Source organism: Bradyrhizobium sp. BLXBL-01, from assembly GCF_051853025.1.
In the GTDB taxonomy this organism is placed as follows: domain Bacteria; phylum Pseudomonadota; class Alphaproteobacteria; order Rhizobiales; family Xanthobacteraceae; genus Bradyrhizobium.
In genome coordinates this window covers 7280575-7293330 of record NZ_CP182471.1, presented here as the reverse complement: position 1 = coordinate 7293330, position 12756 = coordinate 7280575, and the positions used below count along the sequence as shown (strand labels likewise).

The window sequence follows — 12756 nt, the reverse complement described above, 5'->3', positions numbered from 1 at the left end:
CAGCCAGCGTAGCCTTTAATTCCCGGTGTGGACAGGTTGTAAGGTCACATGCGCGGCAAAGGTTACCAAACCGTAGGGTGGGCAAAGGCGCGCGCCGGCGCGCCGTGCCCACGATCTCTATCCTCAATAACCGTGGGCACGCTTCGCTTTGCCCACCCTACGGCCCCTGTGGTTATGGGTCACGGGTCTGCGCTGACGCTTGCCCGGGCCACAGCGGTATCTGCGGCACGCTCCCCACATTGACTCCCCCTCCCAAGTCGGGGAAAAGCGCGACCGTGACGATCGCTCCCGACATCGCTGCGAAGCCAGACGGCGCCGAACGCCGTCTCATCCTGATTGCTGCAGCGATCATCGCCGCGATGACGCTGCTCCGCATCGTCTACGCCTCCGTCATCGAGCTGCGCACCGACGAAGCCTATTACTGGACCTGGTCCAAGGAGGCTGCGCTCAGCTTTCTCGATCATCCCCCCGGCATCGCCTGGCTGATCCGCTTCGGAACCGCGATCTTTGGCGACACCAATCTCGGCGCTCGCTTCGGTGGCATCGTCGCGATGCTGGTGACGCAGCTGCTGCTCGCCGACATCGTCCGCCGCCTCACCCATGATGCGCGCGCGATCGTGTTCGCGGTGCTGATGCCGGAAGCCGCGCTTTACTACGGCCTGCTGATGGCCAAGGTCGCGCCTGATGTCGCCATGATCCCGTTCGCGGTGGCGATGATATGGTCGCTGGTGCGGCTGGCGCAAAGCGGCGACGGACGCTGGTGGCTGGCGGCGGGGCTGTTCGCGGGCCTCGCGATGCTCTCGAAATTCACCGTGATCATGTTCGCGCCGGCGGTTGCCGCTTTTCTGCTGGTGCCGGATTGGCGCTGGCGCTGGCTGCGCAGTCCTTACCCTTATCTCGCCGTCCTGGTCGCGATCGCCGTGTTCTCGCCGGTGCTGATCTGGAACGCGCAGCACGACTGGGCCTCGTTCCGCTTCCAGGGCGTGCGCGCGACCGCCAATTACGGCCTCTCGCTGCGTACGATCGGCGATTACATCGGCCTGCAATTCGGCCTGGTCGGCTTCGTCATGCTGCCGGTGGTGTTGACGGGCCTGGTGCTGACGGCATGGCGCGGCTATCGCACGCGCGAGCCGGTCGCGATCCTGTTGTCGACCGCGGTGCTGGTGCCTTTCGCCTACTTCTTCTTCAAGTCGCTGACGCTTCGCGTCGGCGACACCTGGCCGATGTTCATGTGGCCGGTCGGTTTTGCCGCCACCGCGGTCAATCTCGTCACGATGAGGAAAGAGGGATGGTCCGCCCGGATGCTGGAATCCTCGCTGTTCTGGGTCAGGACAGCGATCGTCTCAGGCATCGGCTTCACCATCATCGTGTTCCTCTACTACGTCGCCGCGCCCTGGAATCTGCTCGGCAAGCTCGACCCGATAGGTGCCGAAGCCGGCTACGAGCAGGTGGCCGCGCGCGCGCAAGCTGCGCTCGACGAAACCGGCGCGACCTGGATCGCGACCACGGACTACCGCACCTACGCCATGATGCGCTGGCTGTTCCGTGGCCGCGTGCCCGTGATCGAGATCAACGAGCGCGGCCGCTTCCAGGATTTCCGCGATCCCGGCATGGACAAGATCAAGGGCCACGCCGGAATCTATGTCGGGCGCGAGCCGGACGATCGTTCATCGCTGTGGGAGAGCATCCCCGCCCAGCGCCAGCAGCTCGGCCAGGTCGACCGCCGCTGGCGCGGTGTCGTGACGGACACCTATGTGCTGGAGAAGCTGACCGGCTGGACCCCGGAGCTGTCACCGCCCAAGGACTCGCCGCTATTTTTGTGGCGCGTGCTGGCGGGAGAATTCGAAAAGCAGGAGCGCGCCTAGCGCGGCAAGCTCGGACTTCCTCCCTTCTCCCCTTGCGGGAGAAGGTGGCGCGAAGCGCCGGATGAGGGGTCTCTATCCATACGGCAAAAGCTGCGTAAGCGGAGAGAAACCCCTCACCCGTCTCGCCGCTACGCGGCGAGCCACCCTCTCCCGCAAGGGGAGAGGGTGAACCGTTGCCGTGGCACGAATGTCGTCACCTACTCCTCGCCGTCCTTCTTCCGCAGCAGATCGGTCGCCAGATCCGACAGCTTCGGCGGCGGCAGGGCCGCGAAGGGCAGCGGCCGCGTGACATCGATCGCGGCCAATCCCAGCCGCGCCGTCAGCAATCCGTTCAGCACGCCTTCGCCGAGCCGCTGCGACAGCTTCGCCGCGATGCCGTGGCCGAGCATCTGCTGCACCAGGCTGTCGCTCGCGGCCATGCCGCCGGTGATGGCGAGATGGGTAATGACGTGGCGGAGCAGGCGGATCATGCCGAGCGCCCCGGGACGGCCGCCATAGAGATAAGCGAGCTGGCGGATCAGGCGCAGCGCCGCCACGAACACGAACAGCACGTCGATTGCGGCGCGCGGCGAGACCGCGGTGACGATCGAGACCTTTTGCGCCGCTGAGGACACCAGCCGTCGCGCTTCCGCGTCCAGCGGCGACATCAGCTCGCGCTCGGCGAGGCGGATCATGTCGGCGCCGTCGATGATCTCGCCGGCATGGCTCTCCAGCGTCGCGCGGGCGCGCGCCAGCTGCGGGTTCTGGTGCGCGATCTTGAGCAGGTCCTGCACGATGACCCGGCTCTCCTTGCGATCGTCACTGGCCAGCACGGCCGCTGCGCGCTGATGCAGCTTCTCGATGGTCGCAAGCCGCGCCAGCCCGAACGCCTCGCGCCCGATCACCACCGCGAGCGCCAGCGCGGTGACGCAGGCGAAGGCAAGACCGACGAAGCCGAGCGTTTCGTTGCGCGCGAACAGATCCTCGATCAGATGGACTACGCCGAGCCCGGTGCCGAGCAGCGTCAATCCCGCGAGCCCCGACCAGAACAGCGTGCCCCAGGGAAAACCGCGCCGCGCCGGGAGTGCGGCTTGCACCGGCAGCATCGCGGGATCCGGCTCCGGCGTGATCTGGATCGTCGCGCGGGCGAGGTGGCTGGTCTCGTCGGCCTCGGTGACGACGACGCCGGGATCATCCAGACGGAACGTCGCCGGCCGCCGTGGCTTCGATCGGTCGGTCATGACAGCTTGTCTCCGATCAGGAACTGCAAGGCACGGTCGAGGCGGATGTGTGGCAGCGTCGGCTCGTTGGCGCCCTCACGTTCGAGCCTCGGCGGCCGGAAGCGCAGGAAGCGGAAATCGCTGTTCCCCGCCGCCTCCCTCGCGAGCCCGCGGAACGCATCCGTGCCGTTGAACAGCGGTTCGGGATCGACGGGCAGATCGCCCGGAAAGGTCGCAACCTCGGTGTTGCCGTCGAAGAACTCGCCACCGGCGCTTTCGCCTGCGGCCGGTGTTCCCAGGATCGACGGCAACTTGTCGCGGCCCCGCGCCACCTGCGCTTCGCGCGTGGCGCGCACGGCGGCGAGCGCGACGACGTCGATCGCCGCGCCGGTGTTTTCCGCGCGGGCGACCGCGCGCGAGACGGCGCGGCGCAGCACCGCCTCGAGCCGGTCGTGGCTGGAATGATGCAGATGATCCGCCTTGGTCGCCGCGAACAGGATGCGGTCGATGCGCGGCCGGAACAGGCTGGAGAGGATCGTGCTGCGGCCGATGTTGAAGCAGTCGAGAATGCCTGATAGCGCGGCTTCGAGATCGTGCAGCGCCCCGGGGCCGGAGTTGAACGCGGAGAGCGCATCGGCCAGCACGATCTGGCGGTCGAGCCGCGCGAAATGATCGCGGAAGAACGGCCGCACCACGACGTCCTTGTAGGCCTCGAAGCGCCGCACCATCATCGCCCACAGCGATCCCTCGCCCGCCTCTCCGCCAGCGGGCAAATCCAGCGGCGCAAAGGTCAGCGCCGGCGTATCGGCGAGATTGCCGGGCATCAGGAAGCGGCCGGGCGGCAACAGGCTCATCGCAAAGCGCTCGTCGCGGCAGGCGCGCAAATAATCGGTGAAGAGCTTGGCGGCCGTCAGCGTCGCCTGCTCGTCCTCGCGCGCCTCGGGCTTGAGCGTTGCGAGATGGGTGTGCCACTCGGCCGCGAGATGCGCGCGCGGCGCCTCGCGCGACAGGGCCAGGCTCTCCGCCGACCATTGCTCGTAGCTCTTGTGGAGCAGCGGCAGGTCCAGCAGCCATTCGCCGGGATAGTCGACGATGTCGAGCGTCAGCGTGCGATCGGCGCCGTTCGGGCGCTGGTAGTCGATCACGAGCCTGAGCTCGCTGATGTCCACGGTCGAGTTCGGCCAGCGCCGTTCCTCGATCAGCGCGCGCAGATGGCTTTCATAGGCAAAGCGCGGCACGGCATCATCCGGTTGCGGCGCCAGGTGCGCCCGCGCGATCCGGCCCGAGGCATAGGCCTCGAACACCGGAAACCGGCCGCCGCGCGTCAGCCCGTGGATCAACGCGGTGATGAATACGGTCTTACCGGCGCGCGACAGGCCGGTGACACCAAGCCGCACCGTCGGGTTGAAGAAGTGCTCGCCATAGTCGATCAGCGCCCGGGCCGACAGCCGCGCCTCCTCGACCATATCCTGGAAACTGAATGCCATATGAACGTGGGGGATCTCGGGCGAGGGATACGCAAATTGGACTAGTCACAAAAGTGGCAATTGCCTGAGGAAATTCAAGCTTTCATACTTCCACCGCCTTTGTCGGCAAATCAGCCGTTTGAACGATGCGCCGATCCCGAGAGACCCATCCAAGAGGGCATTGCCACGCTTTGCGGATTGCCATGACCGTCTTCCAAATGAAACAGTTCGCGTCCAATTCCGTCCATGCCGCAGCCGACGCGATCGGCTGGGATTACGATCGCGCCGAGCTGATCGCCGACGGCATCGTCCACGCGATCGGTGTTCTCTCAGGCCTCATCGCCGCAACCGTGCTGGTGGTGCTGACGGCGGTCTATGCCGACTCCACCGACATCGTCGGCGTCTCGATCTATGTCGCCGGCCTGCTCTCGATGCTGGTGCTGTCGGCGACCTATAATCTCTGGCCGGTCTCGCCGGCCAAATGGCTGCTGCGCCGCTTCGACCATTCCGCGATCTATCTCTTGATCGCCGCGACCTACACACCGTTCATCCTGGAGCTGAAGGACAGCGTGTTCGCGCTGGTACTGCTCGCCGGCGTCTGGTGCGTGGCAATTCTTGGCATCGTGCTTAAGCTGCTCTATCCCGGCCGGTTCGACCGCGTCTCGGTCGGGATCTATCTCGCGATGGGCTGGAGCGGCATGATGCTCTACGATTCCGTGGTCAGGGCGTTGCCCACGCTGGCGCTGGGCTTCATCCTTGCCGGCGGCTTGCTCTACAGCTTTGGCGTGATCTTCCACGCCTGGCGGCGGCTGCGCTTCCAGAATGCGATCTGGCACGGCTTTGTCTTGGCCGGCGCGGCATGCCATTATACCGCGGTGCTCGACCTCGTGTTGAGCTGACCCGCGACGCGGAATAAGCGGCGCGTTAAAAAAGCGACACAAGACAGAGGAGACGTCGCATGCAGGTGACCGGCAAGGTCGTGGTCGTCACGGGCGGCGCAAACGGCATCGGCAAGGCGCTGTGCGAGGCCTTTCACAATGCGGGTGCGGCCAAGGTCGTGGTCGCAGACATGGACGCCGCCAATGCGAGAGCGGTCGCCGCCATGGTCGATGGCGCCGCCTTCAAATGCGACGTCGCGCAGGAAAAGGACATCGTCCACGTCATCGAGGAATCCGAGCGGCAGTTCGGGCCGATCGCGCTGTTCTGCTCCAATGCCGGCATCGGCGGCGGCTTCGATCCGATGTCGGAGAATGCCGGTGGCGCGTCCGACGAGCCGTGGCAGCGCAGCTGGGCGATCCACGTCATGGCGCATGTCTATGCGGCGCGGCATCTCGTCCCCCGCATGAGGGCGCGCGGCGGCGGCTATTTCCTCAACACAATCTCGGCCGCGGGCCTGTTGTCGCAGGTCGGCAGTCCGGCCTATTCGACGACCAAGCACGCCGCGGTCGGTTTTGCCGAGAACCTCGCGATCTCGCACAAGGCCCACAACATCAAGGTCTCGATCCTGTGTCCGCAGGGTGTCGACACCAACATGCTGCGCTCGATCCCCAAGGGCCCGCAATCCGGCGACGGCGACCTGACGCCCGAGCAGGTGGCGAAAGACGTGCTCGCCGGCCTCGAGCAGGAAACATTCCTGATCCTGCCGCACCCGCAAGTGCTCGGCTACATGCGCAAGAAGACCGAGAACTACGACCGCTGGATCGGCGGCATGGCCAAGATCCAGGCCAAGATGCGGGACGAGTTCCGGAAGTAGACGCCGCGATTGATGCTGTCATGCCCCGCCTAGTGCGCAATTGCGCACGGGGGGCGGGGCATCCATTACGCCGCGGCGTGTCGGCTCAACACAACCGTCTCGGCGTACTGGATCGCCCGGTCAAGCCGGGCGATGACACCGGTAGTGTGGCTACACCGCCGCTTCCTCCACCCGGCTCTGTCTGAGCGCCTGCGCATAGAGCATCATGCCCTCGCGCACAGTGCGCTGCTCGGCCGGCGTCAGCGCCGCCAGCGCGCCGCGCACCTGCTGGCGGCCGAACGCATGCAGTGCTTCCTGCGTGCGCCGCCCCTTTTCCGTCAGCGACAGCCGCTTGCTGCGCGCATCCGCCTCGTCCGGCATCTCCTTGAGCTCGCCGCAATCGATCAGCTTGCGCACCAGGCGGCTGACGCTGGATTTCTCCAGCCGCAGGAAATCGCCGAGCTCGCCCGAATTCATCGGACCGCGGATGCCGATCTCCAGGATGGTGTGGACCGCGGAGGGCGGATAGCCCGAGGCCGCCACCGTGGCGTCCATGAAGCCGAGCTCGCGCACCATCAGGCGCGAGGCGGCGCGGATGTCGTCGATCAGCGAAAGTTCGGCCATGGCTTGACTCGGCCCATATAGTTGTATCATACAACTATATGCGCGCAACGGCGCGCGCAAGTGTTTTGGAGTGGACCATGAGCGGAGCTTTGCCGGCAGGTCATCGGATGAGCGGCAAGGTCTGCTTGGTTACGGGCGGCGGCAGCGGCATCGGGCGCGCCACGGTGCTGCGGATGGCATCCGAAGGGGCGGAGGCGGTCATCGTCGCCGGCCGGCGCGAGGCCGAGATCGAGGCCACCGCCGCCGCGTGCCGCGAGCTCGGCACGGAGGCGATCGCGCTCAAGACCGACATCACGAAGGAAGACGAGGTCGCGCGCCTCGTCGGCACGGCCGTCGAGCGCTGCGGCCGGCTCGACGTCGCCTTCAACAATGCCGGCTTCCAGGAGCGCCGGGCGCCGCTGGAGGAACAGGGCACGGAGATCTACGACAGCGTGTTCGACACCAATGTTCGCGCGCTGTTCCTGTGCCTGCGCCATCAATTGCCGGCGATGCTGGCGAAAGGCCGCGGCAGCATCGTCGTCAACGCCTCCGTCAGCGGCGTGCGCAACCCCAATCCCGGTTTCTCGCTTTATTCGGCCTCCAAGGCTGCCGCGATCTCGCTGACGCGCTCGGCGGCGATGGAGAACGCGCCGCGCGGCATCCGCATCAACGCCGTCGCGCCCGGCCGCGTCGTCACCGACATGATGCTGCGCGCCGGCGTCGGCGATGTCGCGACGGTCAGCGCAGGCCTGCCGCTGCGGCGGATGGGCAGCCCGGAGGAAGTGGCCGAGGCCGTGGTGTGGCTGTCGTCGGATGCGTCGTCCTATGTGGTCGGGCACGTGCTCGCCGCGGATGGAGGATTTCTGGCGTCGTGATGCCGTAGCCGGGATGAGCGCGCGTCAGTGTTTCTGCCCGTACAGCACCGGCACCGCGGAATCCACGACGACCTCGACAAGGCTCGTGCCCTCGAACGCCATCCCGCGCTTCAGCGCATCGCCCAGCTCCGCCGCCTTCGTCACCCGCATCGCATGGCAACCCATGCTCTCGGCAAGCCGGACGAAATCGATCCCCGGCAGCTCCAGCCCCGGCACGTTCCGCACCTGCATCACCTGGCTGAACGAGCGCATCGCGCCGTAGCCGGAATTGTTGATGACGACGACGGTGAGCGGCAGCTTGCGCTGCGCCGCGGTCCAGAGCGCCTGGATCGAATACATCGCCGAGCCGTCACCGATCAGGCACACGGTGCGCTGCTTCGGCTTGCCCAGTGCCATGCCGACCGCGGCGGGCAGGGAATAGCCGAGGCCGCCGCTCGACATGGTGTAGAAACTGTCCTGGCCGCGCATCGGCATGAACTTCTGCATCGCCGGACGGTGCGAGGGCACTTCCTCGACCAGTGATGCGCCGTCGGGCATCGCCTGCGACAGCGAGTGCAGCAGGAATTCGACCGGCAGCGGATCGGCGGCCTGCGGCGCCGGTGGCAGCGTGCGGCCTTTCGGCGTGACGCGCTTGCTCTCGGGCAGCAGGTCGAGCAGCAGGCTCAGCGCTGGCTTCATCGTGGCGATGACGCTGGTGCCGACCGGTGTCACCGCGGCAGCATCCGCATCATCCGTGATCTGGAAGATGCTCGCGCCGCCGTCGAAGATCGCGGCGTGGCCCTCGACGTGGAAGGTGAACACCGGCGCGCCGATGACGACGACGAGATCGTACTCGCGCAGCGCGTCGGACAACTGGGCCGGCGAGGCATGCAGAAAGCCCGCAAATTGCGGATGCCGCTCGGGGAAGGAGCAGCGGGCCGAGAACGGACTGACCCAGACGCTCGCCTTGGCCTTCTCGGCAACGCGCACCATCAGTTCGACCGCGCCGGCGCGATCGATTCCGGGGCCGACGACGAGGGCAGGGTGCTTTGCCGAGCCGAGCGCAGCCACCAGCGCCTTCATCGGCTCCAGCTCTGGCCCGATCTCGCGACTGACCTTGCGCGCCTCGATCGGCGCGCAGGCATGGGCCCAGTCGTCGATCGGAATCGACACGAAGGTCGGCCCGCACGGCGGCTGCATTGCGGTGTAATAGGCCCGTGCGATCGCGGCCGGCACGTCCTCGGCCCGCGCCGGCTCGACGCTGTACTTGACGTAAGGCCGCGGAAACTCCGAGGCGCGCTCGGCATAGAGGAACGCCTGCAAGGGAAGAATCGAGCGCGCCTGCTGGCCCGCGGTGATCACCAGCGGCGTCTGGTTGCGGTGCGCGGTGTAGATGTTGCCGAGCGCGTTGCCGACGCCGGCGGCCGAATGCAGATTGACGAAACCGGCATTGCGCGTCGCCTGCGCATAGCCGTCTGCCATGCCGACGGCAGAGGCTTCCTGCAGCGCCAGCACGTAGTCGATATCGCCGGGCCAGTCGCTGAGGAACGGCAGCTCGGTCGAACCAGGGTTGCCGAACACCCTGTCGATGCCGAAGGCGCGCAAGAGGTCGAGCGTTGCCTGCTTGACGGTGACGGACTTGCTGCCGGTCTTGCCGTTCTTGCCCATGGTTTCCGTCCCCTGTTTATTGCCGCGCTACCAGCCCCGCCCGTCATTGCGAGCGAAGCGAAGCAATCCAGACTATCTCCGCGGAGGCAGTCTGGATTGCTTCGTCGCTTCGCTCCTCGCAATGACGAGGAGAGACTATTACCACACCGCCGTGCCCTTCATCGTCGGCTGCCCCTCCGCGTTCGCGGTCCAAAGCTCCATGCTCTCGCCGCTGTCATTGGCGTTGACCGAGAACTCCGTGCCCTCGAACAGCGGCTGCACGCCGCGATACGAGAATTTCTTCGGCGCCTTGCCGCCGCGCAGCTTCGCCGCCATCTCGACGATCAGCGCCGCCTGCAGCGGGCCGTGGAAGATCAGGCCCGGATAGCCCTCGACCTTGGTGACGTAATCGCGGTCGTAATGGATGCGGTGGCCGTTGAAGGTCAGTGCGGAATAGCGGAACAGCAGCACGGGATCGGACACATGGCTCTCGCGGTGCTGTGCCTTGGGCGGCGGAGGCGGCGCCTTGCCGCCGGCCGGCGCGCTGCCCGTCATCTCGCGATAAACGATGTCCTGCCGCTCGCGGATCGCCGTGCCCCTCGGCGAGGAGATGCTGTGCTCGACCGAGACGAAGCACAGCGTGCCGGTCGAGCCTGATTTCACCTGCACATCGGCAATGCGCGAGATCCGCGTCGATTCGTCGCCAACGCGCAGCGGCTGCAAAAACTCGATCTCGCCGCCGGCCCACATCCGGCGCGGCAGCGGCACCGGCGGCAGGAAACCGCCGCGGGTCGGGTGGCCGTCGGGGCCGAGCATTGACATCGGGAACACCGGCTGCGCCAGGCACCAGTGCATCGTGAACGGCGCAACGTCGCCCGCCTTGGGCTCGCCGACCTCCTGGAACAGCGTCGCGCGCAGACCCTTCACGAGCTGCGCGGTGACGATGTCGGTGGCTTCCTGGCTGCGGCCGATCCATTGCCGCAGATGATCGATGTCGAGCTTCTCGGTCATGACGCCTCGCTCTCATTATTTGGATTGGGAACGCTCGCCGATAGCGGGCACGGCGCCGTAAGAGCGCGTCTCGCCGACGACGATCGGCGCCGGCGCGGGATAGCTGACACGGCCGTTCGGCGTGTCGACCTCGATGCGCCGCAGATGCGGATGGTTGGTGAGGTCGGCCATGGTGTTGACCTCGGCAAAGGCGATGTCGGCGTCCGACAGCCGCTTCAACAGCTCATCGCGCGTCATCCTGCCGAAGATGTCGGCCACGGTCTTGTCGGTGAAATCCCGGTTACGCACGCGCTCGACCATGTTGGCGACGCGGGGATCGGTTGGCAGGTCCGGCTGATCCAGCACTTCTGCGCACAGCGTCTTCCACTCGCGCTCGCTCTGGATCGAGATCAGGATGTCCTTGCCGTCCTTCGAGGTGAACACGCCATAGGGCGCGATCGAGGGATGGCGCAGGCCCATGCGCTTGGGCGGATTGCCGGCCTCGGCATTGAGCAGCGGCACGGTGCACCAGTCCGCCATCACGTCGAACATCGAGATGCGGATGTCGGCGCCCTTGCCGCTGCGCCCGCGCGCGATCAGCGCCTCCAGGATCGCCGCATGCGCGGTGGCGCCGGTCGCGACGTCCACGATCGACATGCCGACGCGCGAGGCGCCGTCGGGATTGCCGGTGATCGAGGCAAGGCCGCTCTCGGCCTGGATCAGGAGATCATAGGCTTTGCGATGCGCGTAGGGGCCCTCGTCACCATAGCCGGTAATCGTGCACGAGATCAGCTTTGGATAGTCCTTCAAAAGCCGCTCGCGCGAAAAACCGAGCTTGTCCATCGAGCCCGGCTTCAAGTTCTGGATCAGCACGTCGGCACTCGCGATCAGCTTCTCCAGCTCGGCGCGGCCTTCCTTCGTCGTGAGATCGACCACAGCTGATTGCTTGCCGCGGTTGAGCCAGACGAAATAGCTGCTCTGGCCCTTGGCCGCCGCGTCATAGCCGCGGGCGAAATCGCCCTCGGGCCGCTCGATCTTGATCACCTCCGCGCCGGCATCCGCCAGGCGCGAGGAGCAGAACGGCGCCGCCACCGCCTGCTCGACCGCAATCACCCTGATCCCGTCAAGTGCTCCCATGGCGGAACCTCAGTACGAGCGCGGCATGCCGAGCACGTGCTCGGCGACGAAGGACAGCACGAGGTTGGTCGAGATCGGCGCCACCTGATAAAGCCGCGTCTCGCGGAACTTGCGCTCGACGTCGTATTCCTCGGCAAAGCCGAAGCCGCCATGGGTCTGGATGCAGGCATTCGCCGCTTCCCAGGACGCATCCGCCGCCAGCATCTTGGCCATGTTGGCCTCCGCGCCGCAATCGAGCCCGGCTTCATATTTGCGCGTGGCTTCCTTCACCATCAGCTCGGCCGCGCGCATCGAAGCATAGGCCTTGGCGATCGGAAACTGGATGCCCTGATTTTGGCCGATCGGCCGGCCGAACACGGCGCGCTCCTTGGCGTAGTTCGTCGCCTTCGCGATGAACCACTTGGCGTCGCCGACGCATTCGGCCGCGATCAGGATGCGCTCGGCATTCATGCCGGACAGGATGTAGCGAAAACCCTTGCCTTCCTCACCGATCAAATTCTCCGCCGGCACCCTCATATCGGTGAAGAACACTTCGGTGGTGGCGTGGTTCATCATGGTGCGGATCGGGCGGATCTCGAGGCCGTTGTTCTTGGCCTCGCGCATGTCGACGATGAACACCGAAAGGCCATCGGTGCGCTTCTTGACCTGATCCTTCGGCGTGGTGCGCGCCAGCAGCACCATCAGGTCGGAATGCTCGGCGCGGCTGGTCCAGATCTTCTGGCCGTTGACGATGTAGCTGTCGTTGCCGTCCTTGCGCGCGAACGTCTTCAGCGAGGAGGTGTCGGTGCCGCTGGTCGGCTCGGTGACGCCGAACGCCTGCAGGCGCAATTCGCCGCTCGCGATCTTCGGCAGGTATTTTGCCTTCTGCTCGGCATTGCCGTGCCGCAGCACCGTGCCCATCGTGTACATCTGGGCGTGACAGCCGCCGCCGTTGCAGCCCGCGCGCTGGATCTCCTCCAGGATCGCCGCGGCCGCCGACAGCTTCAGGCCCGCGCCGCCGTATTCCTCGGGGATCAGCACCGAGAGATAGCCGGCCTCGGTCAGCGCATCGACGAACGCCTTGGGGTAGGCCATCTCGCGATCGAGCTTGCGCCAATATTCGCCGGGGAACTGCGCGCAGAGCTTGGCAACGGCCTCGCGGATGTCGGCGTAATCTTCGGTGTGTTGTTCTTGACTCATGGCGTTTCCAATTCTTAGCGGCAGTTAAGATAACGCCGGCCAACCCACGGGCGTTGTGAAAACAATGCCCGCCCCCTATGCTCA

General features: G+C 66.2%; 11 protein-coding genes. 4 read left to right on the top strand and 7 right to left on the bottom strand.

Features of this window, described 5'->3' with window-relative positions:
• Window positions 1-359: 359 nt before the first annotated feature.
• Window positions 360-1865 (top strand): glycosyltransferase family 39 protein, encoded by a 1506-nt coding sequence (locus ACNJYA_RS33705; protein WP_439403503.1) that lies wholly within the window; start codon window positions 360-362, stop codon window positions 1863-1865.
• A 197-nt stretch (window positions 1866-2062) separates the two neighbouring features.
• Here ACNJYA_RS33705 and ACNJYA_RS33700 read toward each other — a convergent pair whose 3' ends face one another.
• A complete protein-coding gene (locus ACNJYA_RS33700) occupies window positions 2063-3085 on the bottom strand; it encodes a YcjF family protein (protein WP_439401498.1) in 1023 nt (340 codons plus the stop codon).
• Entirely contained in the window at window positions 3082-4551 is a 1470-nt protein-coding gene (locus ACNJYA_RS33695; protein ID WP_439401497.1) for a YcjX family protein, read from the bottom strand. The genes ACNJYA_RS33700 and ACNJYA_RS33695 overlap by 4 nt, the downstream gene beginning before the upstream one ends.
• A 182-nt stretch (window positions 4552-4733) precedes the next feature.
• Between ACNJYA_RS33695 and trhA the strand changes: the two genes are divergently transcribed.
• On the top strand, window positions 4734-5429 hold the full coding sequence (gene trhA, locus ACNJYA_RS33690; protein WP_172788420.1) for a PAQR family membrane homeostasis protein TrhA: 696 nt from the start codon (window positions 4734-4736) through the stop codon (window positions 5427-5429).
• Window positions 5430-5488: 59 nt separating this feature from the next.
• Window positions 5489-6283: an SDR family oxidoreductase gene (locus tag ACNJYA_RS33685; RefSeq protein ID WP_439401496.1), complete on the top strand. Its 795-nt coding sequence runs from the start codon at window positions 5489-5491 to the stop codon at window positions 6281-6283.
• 150 nt (window positions 6284-6433) lie between these two features.
• On the opposite strand, the gene ACNJYA_RS33680 is transcribed toward ACNJYA_RS33685, so the two are convergent.
• A complete protein-coding gene (locus ACNJYA_RS33680; RefSeq protein ID WP_439401495.1) occupies window positions 6434-6886 on the bottom strand; it encodes a MarR family winged helix-turn-helix transcriptional regulator in 453 nt (150 codons plus the stop codon).
• A gap of 77 nt (window positions 6887-6963) precedes the next feature.
• On the opposite strand from ACNJYA_RS33680, the gene ACNJYA_RS33675 reads away from it, so the two are divergent.
• The gene (locus tag ACNJYA_RS33675; RefSeq protein WP_439401494.1) at window positions 6964-7740 is read left to right on the top strand and encodes an SDR family NAD(P)-dependent oxidoreductase; all 777 of its coding nucleotides are present in this window, start codon (window positions 6964-6966) and stop codon (window positions 7738-7740) included.
• A 24-nt stretch (window positions 7741-7764) separates the two neighbouring features.
• Here the strand turns inward: ACNJYA_RS33675 and mdlC are convergent, their stop codons facing one another.
• The 4 genes from mdlC to ACNJYA_RS33655 form a co-directional block, all read right to left on the bottom strand.
• A complete protein-coding gene (gene mdlC, locus ACNJYA_RS33670) occupies window positions 7765-9387 on the bottom strand; it encodes a benzoylformate decarboxylase (protein ID WP_439401493.1) in 1623 nt (540 codons plus the stop codon).
• A gap of 138 nt (window positions 9388-9525) precedes the next feature.
• Window positions 9526-10377, bottom strand: coding sequence for an FAS1-like dehydratase domain-containing protein (locus ACNJYA_RS33665; protein ID WP_439401492.1), 852 nt, complete (start codon window positions 10375-10377; stop codon window positions 9526-9528).
• Between the two features lie 15 nt (window positions 10378-10392).
• Window positions 10393-11493 carry a CaiB/BaiF CoA transferase family protein gene (locus tag ACNJYA_RS33660; RefSeq protein ID WP_439401491.1) on the bottom strand — a complete coding sequence of 367 codons (1101 nt, stop codon included), beginning with the start codon at window positions 11491-11493 and terminating at the stop codon, window positions 10393-10395.
• Window positions 11494-11502: 9 nt separating this feature from the next.
• Window positions 11503-12672 carry an acyl-CoA dehydrogenase family protein gene (locus ACNJYA_RS33655; protein WP_439401490.1) on the bottom strand — a complete coding sequence of 390 codons (1170 nt, stop codon included), beginning with the start codon at window positions 12670-12672 and terminating at the stop codon, window positions 11503-11505.
• Between the last annotated feature and the right edge of the window lie 84 nt (window positions 12673-12756).

What these genes read in the sequence shown, in the direction of transcription:
- ACNJYA_RS33675 (WP_439401494.1), top strand. Translation starts at nt 6,964, where the DNA reads ATGAGCGGAGCTTTGCCGGCAGGTCATCGGATGAGCGGCAAGGTCTGC.
- ACNJYA_RS33655 (WP_439401490.1), bottom strand. Translation starts at nt 12,672, where the DNA reads ATGAGTCAAGAACAACACACCGAAGATTACGCCGACATCCGCGAGGCC.
- ACNJYA_RS33665 (WP_439401492.1), bottom strand. Translation starts at nt 10,377, where the DNA reads ATGACCGAGAAGCTCGACATCGATCATCTGCGGCAATGGATCGGCCGC.
- ACNJYA_RS33685 (WP_439401496.1), top strand. Translation starts at nt 5,489, where the DNA reads ATGCAGGTGACCGGCAAGGTCGTGGTCGTCACGGGCGGCGCAAACGGC.
- mdlC (WP_439401493.1), bottom strand. Translation starts at nt 9,387, where the DNA reads ATGGGCAAGAACGGCAAGACCGGCAGCAAGTCCGTCACCGTCAAGCAG.
- ACNJYA_RS33660 (WP_439401491.1), bottom strand. Translation starts at nt 11,493, where the DNA reads ATGGGAGCACTTGACGGGATCAGGGTGATTGCGGTCGAGCAGGCGGTG.
- ACNJYA_RS33680 (WP_439401495.1), bottom strand. Translation starts at nt 6,886, where the DNA reads ATGGCCGAACTTTCGCTGATCGACGACATCCGCGCCGCCTCGCGCCTG.
- ACNJYA_RS33695 (WP_439401497.1), bottom strand. Translation starts at nt 4,551, where the DNA reads ATGGCATTCAGTTTCCAGGATATGGTCGAGGAGGCGCGGCTGTCGGCC.
- ACNJYA_RS33700 (WP_439401498.1), bottom strand. Translation starts at nt 3,085, where the DNA reads ATGACCGACCGATCGAAGCCACGGCGGCCGGCGACGTTCCGTCTGGAT.
- trhA (WP_172788420.1), top strand. Translation starts at nt 4,734, where the DNA reads ATGACCGTCTTCCAAATGAAACAGTTCGCGTCCAATTCCGTCCATGCC.
- ACNJYA_RS33705 (WP_439403503.1), top strand. Translation starts at nt 360, where the DNA reads ATGACGCTGCTCCGCATCGTCTACGCCTCCGTCATCGAGCTGCGCACC.